Source organism: Plantactinospora sp. B6F1 (assembly GCF_040120695.1).
Classification (GTDB): Bacteria; Actinomycetota; Actinomycetes; order Mycobacteriales; family Micromonosporaceae; genus Plantactinospora.
The window spans coordinates 79,488-100,481 of record NZ_JBEEAC010000006.1; the positions used below are offsets into that span (position 1 = coordinate 79,488).

Sequence of the window (20,994 nt, forward strand, 5' to 3'; positions counted from 1 at the left end):
GTTTCCGGCTCCGCAGCAGGCCAGTAGGGTGTCGAACACACGTACGTGCTGCGGCACGGGGAGGGGGCGGCGTGCGGGTGCTGGGCGTCGACCCGGGGTTGACCCGGTGCGGGGTCGGCGTGGTCGAGGGCGTACCCGGCCGGCCGTGCGCCCTGGTGGCGTACTACGTCGTCTACACCGACCCGGCCGACGAGCTGCCGCTGCGCCTGCTGCACCTGGACACCGAGCTGACCCGGCTGGTCGCCGAGCACCAGCCGCACACCGTGGCGGTGGAACGGGTCTTCAGCCAGCACAACGTGCGGACGGTGATGGGGACCGCGCAGGCCAGTGCGGTGGCGGTGCTGGCCGGGGCCCGGGCCGGGCTGCCGGTGCAGACGTACACCCCGAGCGAGGTCAAGGCGGCGGTCACCGGTTCCGGCCAGGCGGACAAGGCGCAGATGATGGCGATGGTGACCCGGCTGCTGCGGCTGGCCGAGCCGCCCCGGCCGGCCGACGCCGCCGACGCGCTGGCGCTGGCGATCTGCCACATCTGGCGCGGTGGCACCCGGGCCCGCCTCGCGGCGGCGGCCAGCGCGGCCCGGCAGCGTACGGCGCCGGCGGCGGCCCGGGACGCCGCCCGTCCGGGTACGTCCCGCCGGGGGGCCCGGCCGGGCCCGAAGCGACAGGGAGGAACGGGATGATCGCGAGTGTCCGGGGTGTGGTCGCCGGGCTGTCCCCGGACGGCGCGGTGATCGAGGTCGGCGGGGTGGGCCTGGCGGTGCAGTGCGCGCCCGGCACCCTGGCCGGGCTGCGGGTCGGCTCGCCCGCCCGGCTCGCCACCAGCCTGGTGGTCCGGGAGGACTCGCTGACCCTCTACGGCTTCGCCGACGACGACGAGAAGCAACTCTTCGAACTGCTCCAGACCGCCAGCGGGGTCGGACCCCGGCTCGCCCAGGCGGTCCTCGCGGTGCACGCCCCCGACGTGGTGCGCAAGGCGATCGCGAACGCCGACACCGGCACCCTGACCCGGGTGCCGGGGATCGGCAAGAAGGGGGCGGAGCGGCTGGTGCTGGAGTTGCGCGACCGGATCGGTCCGATCCCGGTCGGCCCGGACGGCGCGGCCGGGGTCACCGCCGGCGCCTGGCCGGAGCAGGTGCGGCAGGCGCTGGTCGGGCTCGGCTGGACGGCGTCCCAGGCGGAGCAGGCGGTGGCGGCGGTGGCGGAGACGGTCGACGGTGAGGTGCCGCCGGTGCCGGTGCTGTTGAAGCAGGCCATCCGACTGCTGGGTCGGACCCGGTGACCGACTCCGAGGGGCTGGTCTCGGCGTACGCGAGCGACACGGAGCGGGACGCCGAGGTCACCGTACGCCCGAAGCGGCTCGCCGACTTCATCGCCCAGCACCGGGTGCGCGACCAGCTCGACCTGCTGCTGCGCGGCGCCATGGGCCGCGGCGCCCCGCCGGACCACATCCTGCTCTCCGGGCCGCCGGGCCTGGGTAAGCCGGTCTCGGTGGAGGCTCTGGTGCTGCTCGCCGACGGCACCCGACGCCGGCTGGGCGAGATCGTGCCGGGGGACCGCGTCGTCACCCGCACCGGGCGGCCGGCGCTGGTCGAGGCCGTGCACGAGCAGGGCGAACTCGACTGTGTGCGGATCCGGACGGCGAGCGGCCGGCAGGTGGTGGCGGCGCCGGACCACCCGTTCTGGACCACCGAGGGGTGGACGAAGGCGGGCGACCTGACCGACCGGGACGTGTTGGCGAACGTGTTGCGTCCCGAGCTGACGGCCGGCGCCGCCGAGTCGACCGACGAGTTCCGGTCGGCCGGCCGCCTGCTCGGCGTCGGGGGCCCGGCGCACCGGCTCCCGCCCTTCGTCTTCCGGGGTGACGAGCGGCAGGTCGGCGCCTTCCTCGGGGCGTACTTCGCGGTCGCCGGGTCGGTGGGCCGGCGCGATCCGGGCGTGCTGGTCGGGTTCCACAGCGCCTCGTCCGGCCTGCTCCGGGACGTGCAGCACCTGCTGCTGCGGCTCGGCGTCCAGTCCCGGATCGAGGCCGGTCGAGACGGCCAGGGGCGGCCGCCCGCGCCGTGGCGGTTGAGCGTGACCGGACGGGACGACGTCGCCCGGTTCGTCGAACGGGCCGGCGTGCTGGACGAGCGCGGTCGGCGGCTGGCGCAGTGGGCGCCGTCCGGATCCCCCGGCTCGCCCAGGTCCCCCGGTTTGCCGGGGTCTCTCGATTCGCCCGGCTCGCCCGGCCCGGCGACGCCGGGCGCCCTGCCGCGCCGGGACCGGTTCGCGCGGGGTCTCGCCGCTGACCGGGTGGTCGCGGTCGAGCCCGCCGGCCTGCATCCGTGCCGGTGTTTGACCGTCGCCGACGACCACACCTTCACGGTCAACGACCTGGTCGTGCACAACACCACCCTGGCGAACATCGTCGCCGCCGAGCTGGGCGCGGGGATCCGGGTCACCAGCGGTCCGGCGATCGAGCGCTCCGGTGACCTCGCCGCGATCCTGACCAGCCTGGCCGAGGGCGACGTGCTCTTCATCGACGAGATCCACCGGATCGCCAAGCCGGCCGAGGAGCTGCTCTACAGCGCGATGGAGGACTTCCGGGTCGACGTGGTGGTGGGCAAGGGGCCGGGCGCCACCGCGATCCCGCTGGACGTCGAGCCGTTCACCCTGGTCGGCGCGACGACCCGGTCGGGATTGTTGACCGGCCCGATGCGGGACCGGTTCGGCTTCGTCGCGCACCTCGACTTCTACTCCCCGGACGAGTTGGACGTGCTGATCCAGCGTTCGGCGCGGATCCTCGGGGTGCCGATCACCGAGGGCGGGTCGGCGGAGATCGCCGGCCGGTCCCGGGGGACGCCCCGGATCGCCAACCGGCTGCTGCGCCGGGTACGCGACTTCGCCGAGGTACGGGCGGACGGGACCGTGAACCGGGAGACCGCGCGGGCGGCGCTGCGCGTGTACGACGTGGACGAGCTGGGGCTGGACCGGCTCGACCGGGCGGTGTTGACGGCCCTGGTCGACTCCTTCCGGGGCGGCCCGGTGGGGCTGTCGACCCTGGCGGTGGCGGTGGGGGAGCAGCCGGACACCGTCGAGGAGGTCTGCGAGCCCTTCCTGGTCCGGGCCGGGCTGTTGGCCCGTACTCCGCGGGGGCGGGTGGCCACCGAGGCCGCTTGGCGACACCTGGGACGGACTCCGCCAAATGGTACATTTGGTTCGAGCGGGTCTCCGGGGCCCGATCTCTTCTCCGCGGGTTCCCAGGAGGTGTGATCCGTTCGTGATCTGTGCCGCATTCGGTGTTCTCAGGTGCAGGGACTAGACTCGCCGCGGTTTGTACAGGACGTGAGTTCCTGCCTCCGCTCCGGTGCGCACGTGCCGGGGCGAGGCCGATGGGAAGGTCGTAACAGTGCCTTTTATGGCAGCAGAGGGCGGCGGCGGAGCTGGCAGCTTCATGCCGCTGCTCATGATTGTCCTGCTCTTCGTCGTCATGTACTTCATGATGATCCGGCCGCAGCAGAAGCGGCGCCGCGAGGCCGAGCAGATGCAGTCCTCGATCGGCACCGGTGACGAGGTGGTCACCATCGGTGGCCTCTATGGCACCGTCACCAGCGTGGACGACGAGACCGTGATGCTCGAGGTGGCGCCCGGCGTGCAGACGCGGTACGCGCGGCCGGCGATCGCCCGGGTCGTCAAGAAGGTCGAGCGGGTCGAGTCGGTGCCCGAAGAGGTCGACGCGAAGGAATGACCGACCCGCCCGACGGGGCAGGTTTGGCATCGACCATAATAGATCAACGGGCCGGTGGGACCCCCGCCGGTGCGGTACGCATCTCGCCGGACTCCTCCGGCGTCCGACCCGCCGCCCACCACTAGCGGCCGAACCGCGCAGGGAGACAGGAAAGCCGTGGCACCACCTCAGGGACAGATGCGACCCGGGCGGCAGCTGGCCGTGCTCGGGTTGATCTTCACCGTCCTCTATCTTTTGGTGTTCTTCGCCGCCGGGGCCAAGGGCAGCTGGACGGATCGGCTTGAGCCGAAGCTCGGCCTGGATCTCGTCGGCGGCACCCGGATGACCCTGGAGGCGGCCACCGAGGCCGGTCAGGCGCCCCCGGCTGCCTCCCTGGAGCGGGCCCGGCAGATCATCCAGGCCCGGGTGGACGGCCGCGGTGTCGCCGAGGCCGAGGTGGTCACCGAGGGCAACCGAAACATCGTGATCTCGGTGCCGGGGCAGAATGCCGACCTCGACGATGTCGGCACCCCGGCCGAGCTGCGGTTCCGCAAGGTGCTCAAGATGACCGACGGTGGCGGCCCGGTCAACACCGCACCGTCGCCCGGCGCGTCGGCCAGCCCGGCCCCGTCCGGCAGCCCGACCCCCGCCGGCAGCGCCAGCCCGTCCGGCAACCCGTCTCCCGCCGCCACCTCGTCGCCGGCCGCCGGCGGCCAGGGCGGCGGCGCTCCGGCGCCCACGCCCACGCCGAGCGGCAGTGCCTCGCCCGCACCGAGCGGCTCGGCCAGCGCCGCCCCGGCGGACCCGGACGAGATGACGCTGGAGCAGCAGCGCGCGGCGGTGGAGCAGAAGGTCGGTGCCGAGGCCTGGGCCGCGGCCACCGCGCTCCAGGCGCCGGCGGACTTCAGTGCGGACCCGGCGCTCGCCGAGAAGCTCAAGCCGTTCGCCGAGCTGACCCCGCAGGAGATCCGGGTCCTGCCGGCCAGCGTCCAGTTCAACGTGCCGACCATCACCTGCGAGAAGCTCGACCAGCGGGCGCCCGGCTCGATCAAGGAGCCGAACGAGCAGGTGGTGGCCTGTGAGGCCGGCCAGACCAAGAGCCTGCTGGACGTCGCCAAGGTGGAGGGGACCGACGTCGACGACGCCGCCGGTGTGCTGGACCAGACGACCAGCCAGTGGGTGGTCAGTCTGGACTTCACCGGCGAGGGGCAGAGCAAGTGGACCAACCTGACCCGCGAGGCGTACAACAACACCGACGGCCAGTGCGACCAGGCGGCCCTCGGCGACGAGGGCCGGTGCCGGGTCGCGGTGGTGCTGGACAACAAGATCATCTCCGCGCCGGAGATCCTGGGCGTGCTGACCGGTGACTCCCAGATCAGCGGCAGCTTCACCAGCGCCAGCGCCAACGAGCTGGCCAGCCAGCTCCGCTACGGCGCCCTGCCGCTGACCTTCAAGGCGCAGGAGGCGCAGAACATCACCGCCACGCTCGGTACCGAGCACCTGCGGGCCGGTCTGCTGGCCGCCGGCATCGGCATGCTCCTGGTGGTCATCTACGCATTCTTCTACTACCGGCTGCTCGGCTCGGTGATCTTCCTCAGCCTGGTCCTCTCCGCCATCCTGGTCTTCGGCGCGCTGGTGGTGCTCGGCCGGCAGATCGGCTTCACCCTGACCCTCGCCGGGATAGCCGGTTTCATCGTCTCGTTGGGTGTGGCGGCAGACTCCTTCGTCATCTACTTCGAACGACTGAAAGACGAGATCCGGGACGGGCGCAGCCCGCGCAGCGCGGTGCCCCGCGCCTGGGCCCGGGCCCGCCGGACGATCATCTCGGCGAACGCCATCTCGATCATGGCGGCCGTGGTGCTCTACCTCGTCTCGGTCGGCACCGTGCAGGGCTTCGCCTTCGCGCTGGGCCTGGCCACCATCCTCGACCTGGTGGTCGTCTTCCTCTTCCGGCATCCGATCATGACGTTGTTCGCGAGCACCCCGGCCTTCCTGTCGCCACGGGTCAGCGGGCTGGGTCGGGCTCTGCACAACCGGGACGACGACGAGACGCCGACGACCCGCAAGACCCGCGTGAAGGAGGCCTGAGATGAGCAGGAGTGGGCTCGCCAGCCGCTTGTACCGCGGTGAAGCCGGTCTCAGCATCGTCCCCCGCCGCAAGCTGTGGTTCAGCGTCGCCGGTGGATTGGTGCTGCTGGCCGTCCTGAGCTTCGTGATCCAGGGCTTCCACCTCGGCATCGAGTTCCGGGGCGGCAACGAGTTCCAGGTGCCGGTCTCGGTCGGCACCATGGAGCGGGCCGAGGCGGCGATCGGCAACGCGCTCGCCGACAAGTCGACGCCGGCGGGGCCGGCCCAGGTGGTCTCCAGCCAGCAGGTCGGCAACGGCGCCAACGCCACCTACCTGTTCCGGACCTCCCCGCTGGAGCAGCAACAGGCCACCGACGTCCGCACCGCGGTCGCCGCCGACCTGGGCATCGAGGTCGACCAGATCAGCGACAGCCGGGTCAGCGCCGCCTGGGGTGCCCAGATCACCCAGCGGGCACTGCTCGGTCTGGTGATCTTCGTGGTGCTGGTCACCGGCTACCTGGTGATCCGGTTCGAGTTGCGGATGGCGATCGCCGCCGTCAGCGGCCTCCTGCTGGACCTGCTGCTCACCGCCGGCATCTACTCGGCGGTCGGCTTCGAGGTGACCCCATCGACCATCGTCGGCTTCCTCACCATCCTCGGCTTCGCCCTCTACGACAGCGTGGTCGTCTTCGACAAGATCCAGGAGAACACCAGAGGAATCACCGGGGGCAGCAGCCAGACGTACGCCGAGGCAGCCAACCTGGCGCTGAACCAGACCCTGATGCGGTCGATCAACACCTCGGTGGTCGCCCTGCTGCCCGTCGGTGGCCTGCTCTTCATCGGTGCGGGACTGCTCGGCGCCGGCACGCTGAAGGACCTCGGCCTGGTGCTCTTCGTCGGTATGGGCGCCGCGTTCTTCTCGTCGATCTTCCTCTCCACGCCGCTGCTGGTGACGCTGAAGGAGCGGGAGCCGCGGATCCGGCAGCACACCCAGCGGGTGCTGGCCCGGCGGGCCGGTGGTGGCCGGGACGCCTCAGCCCCCCGCCGCCCCGCCCGGCAACCCGGCCAGGCCCGGCAGCAGGCCGCCGAGGCGCCGGCCGCCGAGCCCGCGACCGAGGAGGCTCCGGCCGAGGCGACCGCGCTGGCCGGAACCGCGCCGAAGGTCGGCTCCCGTCCGACGGGCAAGCGGTCCGGTGGCGCCCGCGGCGGCCGCTCCGGTGGCAACCGCCCCGGCGGCAAGCGGCGCTGAGCCGGACGAACGGATCGAAAGGCGCCCGACGCGCCGCCGCAGAGGCGGGCGGGTCGGGCGCCTTTGCCCGGAGAGGACGCAGTGTGACGGAGACCCAGACCGAGGTACGTGGCGACAGCGGCCCGGTCACCGCCCAGTTGGTGGCCAGCCGGGTGCTGGACGTACCCGACTTCCCGAAGCCGGGCGTCGTGTTCAAGGACCTGATGCCGCTGTTCGCCGACGGTGCCGCCTTCCGGGCGGTGATCGACAACATCGTCGACCACCACGGTCGGGACTCGTTCGACGTGGTGGTGGGGATCGAGGCGCGCGGCTTCGTGGTGGCCGCCGCGATCGCCTACGCGACCGGGGTCGGGGTGGTGCCGGTACGCAAGGCCGGCAAGCTGCCCCGGGCCGCGTACGCCGCCTCGTACGCCCTGGAGTACGGCGAGGCCACCCTGGAGGTGCACCAGGACGCGTTCACCGCCGGACACCGGGTCCTGGTGGTCGACGACGTACTCGCCACCGGTGGGACCGCACAGGCCACCCTGGAACTGGTCGAGCGGGCCGGTGGCACGGTGGCCGGGTTCAGTGTGCTGCTGGAGTTGAGTTTCCTGAACGGCCGGGACCTGCTGGCGCCCCGGGCGGTTCATGCCTTGCTGACCGTTTAGCACCCCGAGTCACCATCCGACCACCGCATACGCCCGTCAGGACCGTCGCCAGCCCTTCCGGACGGGTAGGATTGCCCTTCGTGCTGGCCCGGGCGACCTGCCCGTGACTGGCGTAGGCCCGGGTCGACCGGTTACGGTCGGGTCATTCCCGGCGAAATGTTGAGGAGGCCGGTGTCTTCCGATGTCGCCCCTCCGGCGGAGGGCATGGTGCATCCCACCAACGAGGCTGACAACCCCGCCGACGTCACGACCACTCCAGCCGACGCGATGGCCAGCGCCGGTGGTGCAGCCCAGCCCCCGGCCAGCGGAGCCGGCCGTCCCCAGGGTCCCCCCGAGGAGCCGGCGCCCGCCGCCGAACAGTCCCAGACCGGCCCCGGGCGGGCCGGCGCGGCGACGCGACCCCTCGGCTCGGCCCCGTCGGCCGGCGGCAGCCCTGCCGACGACAGCACCGTCCCGGCGGCCGGCGTGCCGACCACCGCGCTCGGCAGACCGGGCGCCGGCGCTGTTCCGGCCGGGGGCGCTGGCGTTTCGCCGGCCGGTTCCGCCGGTGGCGGCCCGGCCGCTGGCACGGGTGCGGCTCCGGCCGAGGGCGGCGGTGGCGGCGTCCCGGCCGTACCGGCGGGGATCGGCGCCAGCGTGGCCTCCGGGGCGGCCGGCGAGTTCGCCGGAATGGCGGGCGGGAGCCCGCAGCCGCCCGCGACCAGCTTCGCCCTGGCGAACGCGCCCACCGGGCGCCGGGTGAGGGCCCGGCTGGCCCGGTTCAACGCGCCCTGGCAGACCCCGCAGGTGAGCGAGGTGCTGGAGCCGCTGATCGCGACACACCGCGCGTCGCACCCCAAGGCGGACGCGCGGCTGCTGCAACGCGCCTTCGACATGGCCGCCCGGTGGCACTCCGGGCAGTACCGCAAGTCCGGTGACCCCTACATCACCCACCCGTTGGCGGTAGCCACCATCCTGGCGAACCTCGGGATGGACACCACCACCCTGGTCGCCGCGCTGCTGCACGACACCATCGAGGACACCGACTACGGGCTCGACCAGATGCGCGTCGACTTCGGCGCCGAGGTCGCGCTGCTGGTCGACGGCGTCACCAAGCTGGACAAGGTCAAGCTCGGCGACGCGGCCAAGGCGGAGACGATCCGCAAGATGGTGGTGGCGATGGCCAAGGACCCCCGGGTGCTGGTCATCAAGCTGGCCGACCGGCTGCACAACATGCGTACCCTGACCTTCCTGCCGCCTGCCAAGCGGGAGCAGAAGGCCAAGGAGACGTTGGAGATCCTGGCGCCGCTGGCGCACCGGCTCGGTATGAACACCATCAAGTGGGAGCTGGAGGACCTGGCCTTCGCCAACCTCTTCCCCAAGCGCTACGAGGAGATCAACCGGCTGATCGGGGAGCATCAGCCGCAGCGCGAGGCGCTGCTGCGGCAGGTGACCCAGAAGGTGCAGGTCGACCTCCGCGCCGCCAAGATCAAGGCAGAGACGACCGGCCGGCCCAAGCACCTCTACTCGATCTACCAGAAGATGATCGTCCGGGGTCGGGACTTCAACGACATCTACGACCTGGTCGGCGTGCGCATCCTGGTCGACACGGTGCGGGACTGCTACGCGGCACTCGGTGTGATCCACGCGAACTGGCAGCCCGTGCCGGGCCGGTTCAAGGACTACATCGCGATGCCGAAGTTCAACATGTACCAGTCGTTGCACACCACGGTGATCGGGCCGAGCGGCAAGCCGGTCGAGATGCAGATCCGCACGTACGCCATGCACCGTACGGCGGAGTTCGGCATCGCCGCGCACTGGAAGTACAAGGAGAAGAAGGGCGAGACGATCGTCGGCCCGCCGGCCCACATCGACGAGATGACGTGGCTGCGGCAGTTGCTGGACTGGCAGCGCGAGGCGGCCGACCCGAGCGAGTTCCTCGACGCGCTCCGTTTCGACCTCTCCAGCCAGGAGGTCTACGTCTTCACTCCCAAGGGGGACGTGATCCCGCTGCCGACCGCCTCGACCCCGGTCGACTTCGCGTACGCGGTGCACACCGAGGTGGGGCACAAGTGCATCGGCGCGCGGGTGAACGGCAAGCTGGTGCCGCTGGAGTCGACGCTCTCCAACGGTGACGTGATCGAGATCTTCACCTCGAAGTCCGACACCGCCGGCCCGACCCAGGACTGGCTGGGCTTCGTCAAGAGCCCTCGGGCGCGGACGAAGATCCGGCAGTACTTCAACAAGGAGCGGCGCGAGGAGGCGATCGAGGCCGGCAAGGACGCGATCGTCAAGGCGATGCGCAAGCAGGGCATGCCGTTGCAGCGGATGCTGACCACGGACAACCTGATGACCATCGCCCGGGACCTGCACCTGGCCGACGTCGCCTCGCTCTACGCCGCGGTCGGCGACAGTCAGGTCTCCGCGCAGTCCGTGGTGCAGAAGCTGATGGCCGGCTACGGCGGCGAGGAGGGGGCCGCCGAGGACCTCGCCGAGACCGCGGTCGCCACCCGTCCGCAGCGCCGGGGCAACAGCAACGACCCGGGCGTGGTGGTCCGCGGCGTCAGCGATGTCTGGATCAAGCTGGCCCGCTGCTGCACGCCGGTGCCGCCGGACACCGTGTTCGGGTTCGTGACCCGCTCCGGCGGGGTGAGCGTGCACCGGGACGACTGCGCGAACGCCGAGGACCTCAAGGTGCAGACCGAGCGCATCGTCGAGGTGAGCTGGCGGCTCACCTCGGCCTCGACCTTCCTGGTCGCGATCCAGGTCGAGGCGCTGGACCGGCACAAGCTGCTCGCGGACGTGACCCGGGTGCTCTCCGACGAGCGGGTAAACATCCTCTCCGCGACCGTCACCACCACCCGGGACCGGGTGGCGGTGAGCCGGTTCAGTTTCGAGATGGCCGATCCCAAGCACCTGGGGCACCTGCTCGCCGCCGTACGCAAGGTGGACGGCGTCTTCGACGCCTACCGGGTCACCTCGGGCGCCTGAGCCCGTCCGCAGGGCACACGCAGGCGGGGGACCCCGTCCGGGCACGCAAGAACGGCGCCGCGCCGCCCCGCAGAGGGGCGACGCGGCGCCGTGGTGTCTACGGCTCCGGCGCTCAGCCGACCGGGGCGCTCATGGTCAGCGACTTGATCAGGACTTCCTTCTTCGGGTGGCCGCCACCGGCCTGCTGGGCGAAGGCGCCGTCGTCACCGGCCGCGCCGACCTGGGCCACCAGGTCCAGACCGCTGGTGACGGTGCCGAGCACGGTGTAGGAGGCGGGCAGCTGCGAGTCGCCGTACACGATGAAGAACTGGCTGCCGGTGCTTCCCGGCTGGCCCGAGTTCGCCATCGCGATCACCCCGGCCGGGTACGGCGGCCGCTTGTCCGTCGGCAGGTTCTCCTCGGCGAACCGGTAGGCCGGCCCGCCGGTGCCGTCGGTCTCCTTCCACTTGTCGCCGGTGACGCTCGGGTCGCCGCACTGGAGCACCTGGAGGCCCTGGGTCACCAGCCGGTGGCACTTGGTGTTGTCGAAGAACTTCTTCTCGGCCAGGTGGGTGAAGCTGGCGGCGGTGCAGGGCACGTCGGCCAGGTTGATCTTGGCGGTGATCTGTCCGAGATTGGTGTCGATCGTCATGGTCTGGCTGCCGGTGTTCTTCACCGAGGTCGGGGGCAGCCCGACGTCCTTGGTCGCCTCGTTGCGCTGCTCGGCCGGGATGTCGGTCCAGGCGCAGGTGGCCGCGCCGGCCTCGGTCGGGGTGTCCTTGTCGTCGCCGATGCTCATCACCAACCACACCGTGCCGGCGACCACCAGCAGCAACGCGACCCCGGCGCCGATGCTCGCCTGCACCTGCCGGCGTTTGCGGGCGGCGGCGGCGCGCTCGGCCATCTCCCGTTCCAGCTTGGCGCGCGCCGCGGCGCGCTGCCGCTCTCTGGTGGACGTCACGGTGGCTCCTCCTGGACTATGTGCAGCGCGCGGCCGGGTCCGCGGCTGGGCTGGTCTCTGTGGTTCTCAGGACTGTCCGGCGACCGTCGGGCTGGCCGACGGTGCGGTCGGCGTCTGGGTCGCCGCCGTCGGCGCCGTCGTCGGGTCGCCCGAGGACGGCTCACCGACGGTGAGGCTCTGGATCACCACGTCGGTCTTCGGCTTGACTTTGACGCCAGAACCATTGTCCACGGTTTCCATGGCGCCGATCTTCTTGATCACGTCGAGTCCGCTGGTCACCCGGCCGACGATCGGGTAGTTGGGCTGGGTCGGGCTGAAGTCCTTGAAGAAGATCAGGAACTGGCTGCCGTTGGCGCCGGGCGGGTTGCTGATCAGGGCCACGGTGCCGACCGGGTAGATCGGCGCGGCGGGAGTGCTGGCCGTCGGGCTCGGCGACGGGTCCGTCGAGGGACTGGCGCTGGCCGACGGATCGGCGGTCGGGGCCGCCGGGGCGTCCGGAGTGTTCTCGCTGAAGAACGTGTACGTCGGGCCGCCCTGCCCGGTACCGCTCGGATCGCCGCAGTGCAGCGCTCCCTCGGTGGTCAGTTCGTGGCACGTGGTGTTGTCGAAGAACGACTTCCCGGCCAGGTGGGTGAAGCTCGCCCCCGCGCACGGTGCGTTCGCCAGGTCCAGCTCGACGGTGATCGGGGCACCCTGGTTCGTGGTGATCGTCATCGGCCGGGTGCCGGTGGTGGGCAGGTCCCGGGTCGGCGGGGTGCCGACGTCCTTCAGGTTCGTGTTCGCCTGGGCGTCCTGGCTGGTCCACGTGCAGGTCTCCGGGGTGGCGGTGTCGTCGGCCGGGTCGCGGTCGAAGCCGCCGAGCGCCCAGAAGGAGCCCAGCACGATCAGCAGCAGCGCGACGGCGGAGCCGATACCGGCCCGGACCTGCCGCCTGCGCCGGGCGGCGGCCGCCCGCCGGGCCATCTGCCGGTCGAGCTTGGCCCGCGCGAGTTTGCGCTGCCGGTCTCTGCTGGAAGCCACCCGAGCTCCCCTTTCCATGTGCCCTGGTCGTCGTCTTACCTGTGGTCACGGTGCCGGTGGTCGTGCTGGCCACGGCACGATTCGCCGCCCGGCGTCAAGTGCGCCACGCCACACGCCCGCCAGAGTGTACGGGTAGCGGCTGGGAAAGTGTTGTACGAGGTCACCTTGAGACCATCGGAGATTATCACTGTGTGCTCCGCTGTCCGCGGAGGCGGGTGCGTACGGGCGGTGGCGCGCACCCGACGCCCGATATGGTGGGGCCGAACCGTAACTGTGACCTGAGGGTCGAACTGTTACTGAGATCGTCGGATGGGAGGAGCGGACGTGCTCGTCGCCGGCTTCCCCGCGGACGCCTTCGGCACCAACTGCTATGTGCTGGCCACCGCGCCCGGGGAACAGTGTGTCGTCGTCGACCCCGGCATCGGGGTGCTGGACCGGCTCGACGACCTGCTGGCCGAGCATCGGCTGCGGCCGGCGGCCGTACTGCTGACCCATGGTCATCTCGACCACACCTTCTCGGTCGCCCCGGTCTGTGGCGCCCGGGGCATCCCGGCGTACGTGCATCCGAACGATCGCGAACTTCTCGCCGACCCGAGCAAGGCGCTCTCGATGGACCTGACCCAGCTCTTCGGCGGCCGGCTGCCGTACGCCGAGCCGGAGGATGTGGCGGAGCTGACCGACGGGGCGACCCTGGCGCTGGCCGGGTTGGAGATCACCGTCGACCACGCCCCGGGCCATACCGGCGGGTCGGTGCTGTTCCGGCTGCCGGGCGCGGGCCCGGCTGTCCGGTCCGACCTGCCCCTTCCACCCGGGGTGGACTGGGCGGCGGAGCAGATCTGCCTGGCGGGCGACGTGCTTTTCGCCGGGTCGATCGGCCGCACCGACCTGCCGGGCGGCAGCCTGCCGACCATGGTGACGAGCCTGCGGGAGAAGATCCTCCCGCTCGCCGACGACACCGTCGTGCTGCCCGGCCACGGACCCGCGACCAGCATCGGCCGCGAGCGGGCGAGCAATCCGTACCTGATCGAGGTCGCCGGCCTCCACGGGCCGGGGGTTGCGCCCACCCGGGGCTGGTAATCCCCGCTCGCGCGTGTTCCGCGCGAGTTCCGACAGGAGCATCATGAGCAAGCCAACACCGATCTCCGGCTTCCCGGAGTGGGCGCCGCCGCAGCGGATGATCGAGCAGTACGTCCTCGAGCGGATCCGCCGCACCTTCGAGCTGTACGGCTTCGCGCCGTTGGAGACCCGCGCCGTCGAGCCGCTGGAGCAGCTGCTGCGCAAGGGCGAGACCTCCAAGGAGGTCTACCTGGTCAGTCGCCTCCAGGAGGAGGGGCCGGCGGGTGCCGGCGAGGGCAGCCTGGGGCTGCACTTCGACCTGACCGTGCCGTTCGCCCGGTACGTGCTGGAGAACGCCGGCCGGCTGCAGTTCCCGTTCCGGCGTTACCAGATCCAGAAGGTCTGGCGGGGCGAGCGTCCCCAGGAGGGGCGCTACCGCGAGTTCCTCCAGGCCGACATCGACATCGTGGACCGGGACATCCTGCCGGCGCACCACGAGGCCGAGATCCCGCTGGTGCTCGGCGACGCCCTCGGCGGCCTGCCGCTCGGCGGCACCGACGGGCGGCCGCCGGTGACGATCCAGGTGAACAACCGCAAGATCCTGGAGGGCTTCTACCGGGGGATCGGGCTGGCCGATCCGCTGGCGGCGCTGCGCGCGGTGGACCGGCTGGACCGGATCGGGCCGGCCCGGGTGGCGGCGCTGCTGGCCGAGACCGCCGGGGCGACCGAGGCGCAGGCCAAGGCGTGCCTGGCGCTGACCGAGATCGCCACCCCGGATCCGTCCTTCGCCGACGCGGTGCGCGGGCTCGGGGTGACCGACCCGATGCTGGACGAGGGGCTGGCCGAGCTGGTCGCGGTGATGGAGAACTCGGTCGCGCACGCCCCGGGGCTCTGCGTGGCCGATTTGCGCATCGCCCGGGGCCTGGACTACTACACCGGTACCGTCTACGAGACCCAGCTGCGCGGGTACGAGCGGTACGGCTCGGTCAGCTCCGGTGGCCGGTACGACAACCTGGCCAGCGACGGCAACGCCCGGTTCCCGGGGGTGGGCATCTCGATCGGGGTCACCCGGCTGCTCGGGCTGCTCTTCGGCGCGGGCGCGCTGACCATCTCCCGGGACGTGCCGACCTGTGTGCTGGTGGCGCTCGCGGCCGAGGAGCGCCGGCCGGAGAGCAACCGGATCGCCGACGCGCTACGCCGGCGGGGCATCCCGACCGAGGTGTCGCCGTCGGCGGCGAAGTTCGGCAAGCAGATCCGGTACGCGCAGCGGCGCGGTATCCCGTTCGTCTGGTTCCCCGGTGCCGACGGGGTCGGGGACGAGGTGAAGGACATCCGCTCCGGTGACCAGGTGGCGGCGGCGCCGGACGTCTGGCAGCCGCCGGCGGCGGATCTCTGGCCGACGGTGGGCTGATCTTGCGGACCCGGGGTGACGGCCGTAACCTACGCTAACGTAAGTTACGCATGCGTAGGGAGAGCCCGTGACCGTCACCCCCGCCGCACCGCTGCGCCAGGACGCTCTGCTGATCGAGTTGGAGCCGGTCGTCGCGGAGAACCTCGACCGGCACCTCCGGCTGGCCAGGGAGTGGTTCCCGCACGAGTACGTGCCGTGGGGTGAGGGGCGCACCTTCGACGGGATCCTCGACGGCGAGGCGTGGGCACCGGAGCAGAGCAGGGTGCCCGAGGTGGCTCGGACCGCCCTGGTGGTCAACCTGCTGACCGAGGACAACCTGCCGTCGTACCACCACCAGATCGCGACCCTCTTCGGCCGGGACGGGGCCTGGGGGACCTGGGTGCACCGGTGGACCGCCGAGGAGGGTCGACACGGCACGGCGATCCGGGACTACCTCACCGTGACCAGGGCGGTCGATCCGGTGGCGCTGGAGCGGGCCCGGATGACCCACATGTCCGCCGGCTACGTCAACCCGCACGACACCGAGGTGCTGCACTCGCTGGCGTACGTCTCGTTCCAGGAACTCGCCACCCGGATCTCGCACCGCAACACCGGCCGGGTCACCGGCGACCCGCGCTGCGAGCAACTGCTCGCCCGGATCGCCGCGGACGAGAACCTGCACATGGTCTTCTACCGCAACCTGCTCGGCGCCGCGTTCGAACTGGCACCGAGCCAGACGATGCGGGCGGTCGCCGACGTGGTCGCCGACTTCCAGATGCCCGGCAACGGCATCGAGGGCTTCGCCCGCAAGTCGGTGGCGATCGCCCTGGCCGGGATCTACGACCTGCGCCAGCACCGTGACGACGTACTGCTGCCGGTGCTGCGGCAGTGGGACGTCTGGAACGTCACCGGGCTGGACGCCGACGGCGAGGCCGCCCGCGAGGAGATGGCGGCGCACCTCGACGGGCTGGGCCGGGCGGCGACCCGGTTCGAGGAGAGGCGGGACGCCCGGCTGGCCCGCCGTGCCGGGGCCTGACAGAGCCACACCGGGGGAGGGGGGGGCGGCCCGGTCCCGGGAGGCTGTCCCGGGACCGGGCCGAATCACCACCGGTCGAGCCGCGCCGCTGCCACCCGGTGGAGCCGGCCGTGCGGAGCGCTCACTCCGTACGGAGGCCGCTCGGTCGGAGCAGCCGCCACAGCACCGGCAGACTCCCAACGGTCACCAGCAGCACGACGCCGCCCGCGATCCCGGACATGCTGGCGATGCTCGGCCAGTCGAGGCGTACCGGCTGGCGGACCAGGGTCAGCAGGATGCCGCCGAGCGTCGTACCCAGCACGATCGCCAGGGCGAGGCCGAGCAGCACCGGCACGGCGGTCTGCCAGAACACCGAGGCGCTCAGCGTGCCGCGCCGGGTGCCGAACGCGACCAGTACGGCCAGGGAACGGCGTCGCTCCCGCAACTGCTCCAGGATGCCGACCAGCAGGCTGGCCCCGAGCAGCAGGAGAGTGGCGAGCACCCCGACGTACAGTCCGCGGCGGATCTGGGCGAACCGGCTGGCCTCCTCGGTGGCCCGCAGCGTCTGCACCTCGGCCGCCGGACCGAACTCGGCCGCCGCGTTGCGGACGAGTTCGATGGTGTCGGGCCGGGACAGGTCCATGCTGAGGTAGACCCGGGCACCGACCCCGCGCAGCGTGGCCGGGTCGAGCGCACCCGGAGTGGCGAGCAGGCCGGCGAACTGGTTGCCGGCCGGGTCGGTCCGGCCGGGCACGGCCCGCAGACTGGTCGGAACGGTCCACCGGGTGGTGGTCTCCGGGTGGCGGAAGCCGACCTCCACCGCCTGGCCGGGGGCCGGCAGGCCGGCCGGGTCCGGGGACTGCTCGTCGATGATCTGGAAGACGTCGCCGTCCACGCAGCGGTCCGGGGTGGCGAGTTCGCGCAGCGCCGCGCAGTTGGCGATCCGCAGCAGGGTGCCGGGCCGCTGGCCGTACTCGTCCGGCACCGAACCGACCGGCGAGACGGCGGTGTCCAGGACGCCGACCGCCCCCTCGACCCCCGGCACGGCCCGGAACCGCTCGGCCAGCGAGTCGGCGTCGACCCCGGGGAGGTCGTCGCGGATCAGCACCATCGTCTGCGCCCGGCTGACGTCCTGGCCGGTGTTGCGGACGTAGACGCCCTGGACACCCGCGAAGAGCATCTGCAGGGCGATCCCGCCGGCCACCGCGACCGCCACCCCGCTCACCATCCGGGCCGAGGACTCGCTGTCGAGTTGCAGCCGGCGGATCGCGAGCTGCCAGGAGACGCTGCCGCCGCGCAGCCGGCCGACCACGGCCTCGACCAGCCAGGGCAGCAGCGCGGTGACCCCGATCAACAACAGCGTCACCCCGGTGATCACCCGGGCCTGGTTGACCGGGCCACCGGTCTGGTCGATCCCGCCGTGCAGCGGGGCGAGCAGTGCGGCGCCGACCACCGGCAGGGCCAACCGCCACCAGAGCCGGCGCCGGCGACTGCCGGACCGGCGTACCACGCCGAGCGGTTCGACCACGATCCGGCGCAGGGCGAGCTGTGCGACCGCGACGGCGACGGCCGGCACCGCCAGCACGATCAGCGCGGCCAGCGCCGGGTGGGGCCGGACGTCCCCGGCGAAGACACTGATCCCCTCCAGCGTGACCAGCTCGACCAGTTGCCGGCCCAGCAGGAAGAAGGCCGCGCCGGCGAGCAGCCCGAGGAGGGCGCCGACCAGCGCCTCCCCGGCCGCGACCCGGCGGGTTGTCACCGCGTCCGCGCCGACCAGCCGGAGCGCGGCCAGCCGCCGGTCCCGGGCCTCGCCGCCGAAGCGTACGGCGGCGGCGACGAAGACCGCGATCGGCAGCAGCAGTACCACGAAGATGATCAGGACGAGCAGCGTCAGTACGGGGTCGAGACCCTCGCCGCTCGGTGTCGATCCGAAGTGGTCGATCCGCAGCGTGCCGCCGCCGGCCCGGAGCCGGGCGGTGCCGAGGTAGTAGGCGTACTCGTTGGGGCCGGAGAGGCCCTCGTCGGCGATGGTGCCGACGATCGGGTGATCCAGCCGGGGCCGGAGCAGCGCTCCGTCCGGCGAGTGGAGCAGGTCGGCCAGCGCGGGGGAGACCACCAACTCGCCGGGGCCGGGCAGCCGGGTCAGCCCGGGTGGAACCGGCGGGTGCGCGCCGTCGGGCTGGAGCAGGCGACCCCGGATCACCTCGTCGCGGTAGACCGTGTCGGAGGCCGTGACGAGGAGGGTCCGCTCGCCGGGCGGCGGCTGGGCGGCACCCAGGAACTGGTCGTCGCGGGCGGCGTTCCGCTCCGACCGGCCGTCCAGCATGGTGGAGACGGAGGTGCTGGTCAGCAGCAGGGCCACCCCGAGACCCACCGCGACGGCGGTCATCAGGGTACGCAGCAGCCCGTTGCGGCCACCTGCGAAGACCAGCCGGGCGCCGAGGGCGAGGTCCGCAACCCACCCGGTGGCGCGGTGCCGGCTCATCGGTCCGCCAGCACGGTCTCGCGGGTACGGCCGTCGCGCACCACGACCTCCCGGTCGGCGTACGCGGCGACCCGTGGTTCGTGCGTGACCAGCATGACGGCGGCGCCGGCCTCCCGGGCCGCCGCGGTGAGCAGCCGCATCACCTGCTCGCCGGCGAGCGAGTCCAGCGCGCCGGTCGGCTCGTCGGCGAAGACGACCCGGGGGGCGGTGACCAGGGCCCGGGCCACCGCGACCCGCTGACCCTGCCCGCCGGAGACCTCGCCGGGGCGCTTACCGGCCACGTCGCCGACCTCCAACCGGGCCAGCCAGTCCGCCGCCCGGCGCTCGGCCTCGCGGCGGCGTATCCCGGACAGCCGCAGCGGCAGTGCGACGTTCTCCAGGCAGGTCAGCTCGGGCACCAGTTGTCCGAACTGGAACACGAAGCCGAACTCGCTGCGGCGCAGCGCGCTGCGCTCGGCATCCGACATCGCGGAGAGTTCCCGGTCGCGGTACCGCACCGTACCGGCGTCCGGCGGGACGATCCCGGCCAGGCAGTGCAGCAGGGTCGACTTGCCGGAGCCGGAGGGGCCCATCACGGCCACCACCTCGCCGGCCCGGATCGCCAGGCTCGCCCCGGCCAGCGCCGGGGTCGCCCCGTACGCCTTGTGCAGCTCGACCGCGGCGAGCAGCGGCTGTTCCTCGGTGTTCATGCCGTTACCTCGCGTCGCGTCGGGACGCTGTGCGGTGCCGTCGGGTCGTCGTGTGTTGCCGTCGGGTGACTCTGTGCTGCCGTCGGGTGGTTCTGGGATGCCGCCGGATCGCCGTGCGGTGCGGTCGGGCCGGCCGGTGTGCCGGCGGGGAGCGTGGCGGCCAGTTGGTCGAGGCGGGCGGCGGTCAGCTCCAGCCACCGCAGGTCGGCCTCCAGGTGGAAGAGCGCGAAGTCGCAGATGAGCTGGTCGGCGAGGTCGCCGTCGGCCTTGCGTCGGGTCAGGGTACGCATCAGGCGCAGGTGCTCGGCGCGCTGCACGTCCAGGATGTCGGCGGCGTCGCGGCCGGTGAGCAGCCCGAGCACGACCTTGGTGTAGAGGGTGTTCTGCAGGTAGACGTCAGGTTTCTCCGGTCGGGTCAGCCAGCGTTGTACGTCGGTGACCCCGGCTGCGGTGATCGCGTAGCGCTTCCGCTCCGGCCCGGCGCCGGGCTCCACCCCGTCGACCGAGACCAGGCCGCTTTTCAGCAGCCGGGCCAGGGTCGAGTAGACCTGCCCGTAGTGCAGCGGGCGGGCCTGGCCGAACCGTTCGTCGTAGACCCGTTTCAGTTCGTAGCCGTGCCGGGGGCTGGCTTCGAGGAGGCCCAGGAAAGTCTGTCCGATCGACATGCGGCGGACTCTACACCACGCGTATACACGAAGTGTATAGCCGGGGTGTGTAGTGTCGCCGCGCATCCGGGGACGGGTCGGTCGGCAGGTGGACAGCGCCGCGGGTGATCGATCAGGTCCGAACCGGACCACAGACCTCAGCGGTTCACCGCTGTGGCAGCGTCCATCCCGTCAGCATCCAGCAGGTCCCCCACAGCAGGAAGAAGGGCGACCACAGCAGCAGATCCCAGCGCGCCAGGTCACGGGCCAGGGCGGCGTGCTCGGCGGGCGGCGGACGGACCCCAGCCAGCAACAACGTGTCGCCCACGAAACCGAACCCGAGCACCCCGATCGCCCGGGCGATCATGAAAAGGCCCAGCACCCACGCGATCGTGAGCACCAGCCGACGCGGAACGGCCGCTCCCCAGGGGCGAACCGCTGCCAGCGCAACGATGATGCCAACCACGGCGGCAGCGGCCAGCACCCAGTGGCTCGCCACGAACAGCGGATCACGTGACAGCAGCCGTTCGCGCATCTCCGGGGGAAGGGGATCCTTGTCGGCGAGCGCCTCGGCCCCCAGCGCCTGCGCGAACTTCATCGATCCGTACGCGGCCGCACACACCGCCGCTCCGTACGCGCCGAGGTGTCCCCGTTCAGCCCGCGACACGGCGCCGCGTCGACGTCACGTAGGAGTGGATCATCGCCAGGAGCAGCCCGATCACGACCGTCCCGACCACCCCGTGGTACCACTGCCAGCCGATCCCGAGGCCGATGAAGCCGTCCACTGCCATGATCCCGGCGCCGCCGCCGACGGCGAGCAGCATGGCGGCCAGTACCAGCAGCATCAGCATTCTCGGCACCCTCCGAGCCAGCGGCGTGACCGTGGCGAGGGCGAGGCCCGCGCCCAGCAGGCCGGTGGCGGTGGCGCTCCACTGCGCGACGGCCGGGTCCATGAAGTAGCGCACGGTCTCCTCGGCCGAGACAGGCGGACCACCCGGAAAGCCGAGCCGGGACTCCATGGCGAAGGCAGCCTTCCCGGCGGCGTATCCGAGAAACAGTAAAGCGATGGTGTACGCCGGCCAGCGACGCGGGCGAGCAGCATCAGTCATGATCGCG

Annotated in this window: 14 protein-coding genes and 6 pseudogenes; 13 read left to right on the plus strand and 7 right to left on the minus strand. The window is 72.2% G+C overall.

Annotation, left to right across the window (positions count from 1 at the left end; all coding sequences use genetic code 11):
• Positions 1 to 71: 71 nt before the first annotated feature.
• The 10 genes and pseudogenes from ruvC to ABNF97_RS11105 all read left to right on the plus strand — a co-directional run.
• Positions 72 to 584: pseudogene (gene ruvC / locus ABNF97_RS11060) on the plus strand (crossover junction endodeoxyribonuclease RuvC); the annotation flags it as partial.
• Positions 585 to 676: 92 nt separating this feature from the next.
• Positions 677 to 1,279: a Holliday junction branch migration protein RuvA gene (gene ruvA, locus ABNF97_RS11065; RefSeq protein WP_349338466.1), complete on the plus strand. Its 603-nt coding sequence runs from the start codon at positions 677 to 679 to the stop codon at positions 1,277 to 1,279.
• Positions 1,276 to 1,483: pseudogene (locus tag ABNF97_RS11070) on the plus strand (Holliday junction branch migration DNA helicase RuvB); the annotation flags it as partial. The gene ruvA and the pseudogene ABNF97_RS11070, both read left to right, overlap by 4 nt.
• A gap of 140 nt (positions 1,484 to 1,623) precedes the next feature.
• Positions 1,624 to 2,103: pseudogene (locus ABNF97_RS11075) on the plus strand (LAGLIDADG family homing endonuclease); the annotation flags it as partial.
• A 246-nt stretch (positions 2,104 to 2,349) separates the two neighbouring features.
• Positions 2,350 to 3,252, plus strand: a pseudogene (gene ruvB / locus ABNF97_RS11080) (Holliday junction branch migration DNA helicase RuvB); the annotation flags it as partial.
• 145 nt (positions 3,253 to 3,397) lie between these two features.
• The gene (yajC, locus tag ABNF97_RS11085; RefSeq protein ID WP_130460340.1) at positions 3,398 to 3,727 is read left to right on the plus strand and encodes a preprotein translocase subunit YajC; all 330 of its coding nucleotides are present in this window, start codon (positions 3,398 to 3,400) and stop codon (positions 3,725 to 3,727) included.
• A 156-nt stretch (positions 3,728 to 3,883) separates the two neighbouring features.
• A complete protein-coding gene (gene secD / locus ABNF97_RS11090; protein ID WP_349338467.1) occupies positions 3,884 to 5,794 on the plus strand; it encodes a protein translocase subunit SecD in 1,911 nt (636 codons plus the stop codon).
• Between the two features lies 1 nt (position 5,795).
• Positions 5,796 to 7,022, plus strand: coding sequence for a protein translocase subunit SecF (gene secF / locus ABNF97_RS11095; protein ID WP_349338468.1), 1,227 nt, complete (start codon positions 5,796 to 5,798; stop codon positions 7,020 to 7,022).
• Between the two features lie 83 nt (positions 7,023 to 7,105).
• Entirely contained in the window at positions 7,106 to 7,669 is a 564-nt protein-coding gene (locus ABNF97_RS11100; protein ID WP_130460338.1) for an adenine phosphoribosyltransferase, read from the plus strand.
• Between the two features lie 546 nt (positions 7,670 to 8,215).
• A pseudogene (locus ABNF97_RS11105) lies at positions 8,216 to 10,639 on the plus strand (RelA/SpoT family protein); the annotation flags it as partial.
• A 112-nt stretch (positions 10,640 to 10,751) separates the two neighbouring features.
• On the opposite strand, the gene ABNF97_RS11110 reads toward ABNF97_RS11105, so the two are convergent.
• Entirely contained in the window at positions 10,752 to 11,579 is an 828-nt protein-coding gene (locus ABNF97_RS11110; RefSeq protein ID WP_349338470.1) for a peptidylprolyl isomerase, read from the minus strand.
• 66 nt (positions 11,580 to 11,645) lie between these two features.
• Entirely contained in the window at positions 11,646 to 12,599 is a 954-nt protein-coding gene (locus tag ABNF97_RS11115; RefSeq protein ID WP_130460337.1) for a peptidylprolyl isomerase, read from the minus strand.
• A gap of 324 nt (positions 12,600 to 12,923) precedes the next feature.
• On the opposite strand from ABNF97_RS11115, the gene ABNF97_RS11120 reads away from it, so the two are divergent.
• The 3 genes from ABNF97_RS11120 to ABNF97_RS11130 all read left to right on the plus strand — a co-directional run bounded on the left by ABNF97_RS11120 (position 12,924) and on the right by ABNF97_RS11130 (position 16,081).
• A complete protein-coding gene (locus tag ABNF97_RS11120) occupies positions 12,924 to 13,676 on the plus strand; it encodes an MBL fold metallo-hydrolase (RefSeq protein ID WP_130465551.1) in 753 nt (250 codons plus the stop codon).
• A 43-nt stretch (positions 13,677 to 13,719) separates the two neighbouring features.
• Positions 13,720 to 15,066, plus strand: coding sequence for a histidine--tRNA ligase (gene hisS / locus ABNF97_RS11125; protein ID WP_130460336.1), 1,347 nt, complete (start codon positions 13,720 to 13,722; stop codon positions 15,064 to 15,066).
• Positions 15,067 to 15,133: 67 nt separating this feature from the next.
• Positions 15,134 to 16,081, plus strand: coding sequence for an acyl-ACP desaturase (locus ABNF97_RS11130; RefSeq protein WP_349338471.1), 948 nt, complete (start codon positions 15,134 to 15,136; stop codon positions 16,079 to 16,081).
• 121 nt (positions 16,082 to 16,202) lie between these two features.
• Here the strand turns inward: ABNF97_RS11130 and ABNF97_RS11135 are convergent, their stop codons facing one another.
• The 5 genes and pseudogenes from ABNF97_RS11135 to ABNF97_RS11155 all read right to left on the minus strand — a co-directional run bounded on the left by ABNF97_RS11135 (position 16,203) and on the right by ABNF97_RS11155 (position 20,987).
• Entirely contained in the window at positions 16,203 to 18,545 is a 2,343-nt protein-coding gene (locus ABNF97_RS11135) for an FtsX-like permease family protein (RefSeq protein ID WP_349338472.1), read from the minus strand.
• The gene (locus tag ABNF97_RS11140) at positions 18,542 to 19,234 is read right to left on the minus strand and encodes an ABC transporter ATP-binding protein (RefSeq protein WP_349338473.1); all 693 of its coding nucleotides are present in this window, start codon (positions 19,232 to 19,234) and stop codon (positions 18,542 to 18,544) included. Before ABNF97_RS11140 ends, ABNF97_RS11135 begins: the two co-directional genes overlap by 4 nt.
• Before the next feature lie 155 nt (positions 19,235 to 19,389).
• A pseudogene (locus tag ABNF97_RS11145) lies at positions 19,390 to 19,899 on the minus strand (PadR family transcriptional regulator); the annotation flags it as partial.
• A 145-nt stretch (positions 19,900 to 20,044) separates the two neighbouring features.
• Positions 20,045 to 20,476 (minus strand): DUF3995 domain-containing protein, encoded by a 432-nt coding sequence (locus ABNF97_RS11150; protein WP_130460333.1) that lies wholly within the window; start codon positions 20,474 to 20,476, stop codon positions 20,045 to 20,047.
• 55 nt (positions 20,477 to 20,531) lie between these two features.
• The gene (locus ABNF97_RS11155; protein ID WP_130460332.1) at positions 20,532 to 20,987 is read right to left on the minus strand and encodes a hypothetical protein; all 456 of its coding nucleotides are present in this window, start codon (positions 20,985 to 20,987) and stop codon (positions 20,532 to 20,534) included.
• Positions 20,988 to 20,994 lie beyond the last annotated feature (7 nt).

Bases quoted from the DNA above. Each gene is read 5' to 3' on its own strand.
- ABNF97_RS11155 (WP_130460332.1), bottom strand. From the start codon at position 20,987: ATGACTGATGCTGCTCGCCCGCGTCGCTGGCCGGCGTACACCATCGCT.
- ABNF97_RS11140 (WP_349338473.1), bottom strand. From the start codon at position 19,234: ATGAACACCGAGGAACAGCCGCTGCTCGCCGCGGTCGAGCTGCACAAG.
- secF (WP_349338468.1), top strand. From the start codon at position 5,796: ATGAGCAGGAGTGGGCTCGCCAGCCGCTTGTACCGCGGTGAAGCCGGT.
- yajC (WP_130460340.1), top strand. From the start codon at position 3,398: ATGGCAGCAGAGGGCGGCGGCGGAGCTGGCAGCTTCATGCCGCTGCTC.
- hisS (WP_130460336.1), top strand. From the start codon at position 13,720: ATGAGCAAGCCAACACCGATCTCCGGCTTCCCGGAGTGGGCGCCGCCG.
- ABNF97_RS11150 (WP_130460333.1), bottom strand. From the start codon at position 20,476: ATGAAGTTCGCGCAGGCGCTGGGGGCCGAGGCGCTCGCCGACAAGGAT.
- ruvA (WP_349338466.1), top strand. From the start codon at position 677: ATGATCGCGAGTGTCCGGGGTGTGGTCGCCGGGCTGTCCCCGGACGGC.
- ABNF97_RS11135 (WP_349338472.1), bottom strand. From the start codon at position 18,545: ATGAGCCGGCACCGCGCCACCGGGTGGGTTGCGGACCTCGCCCTCGGC.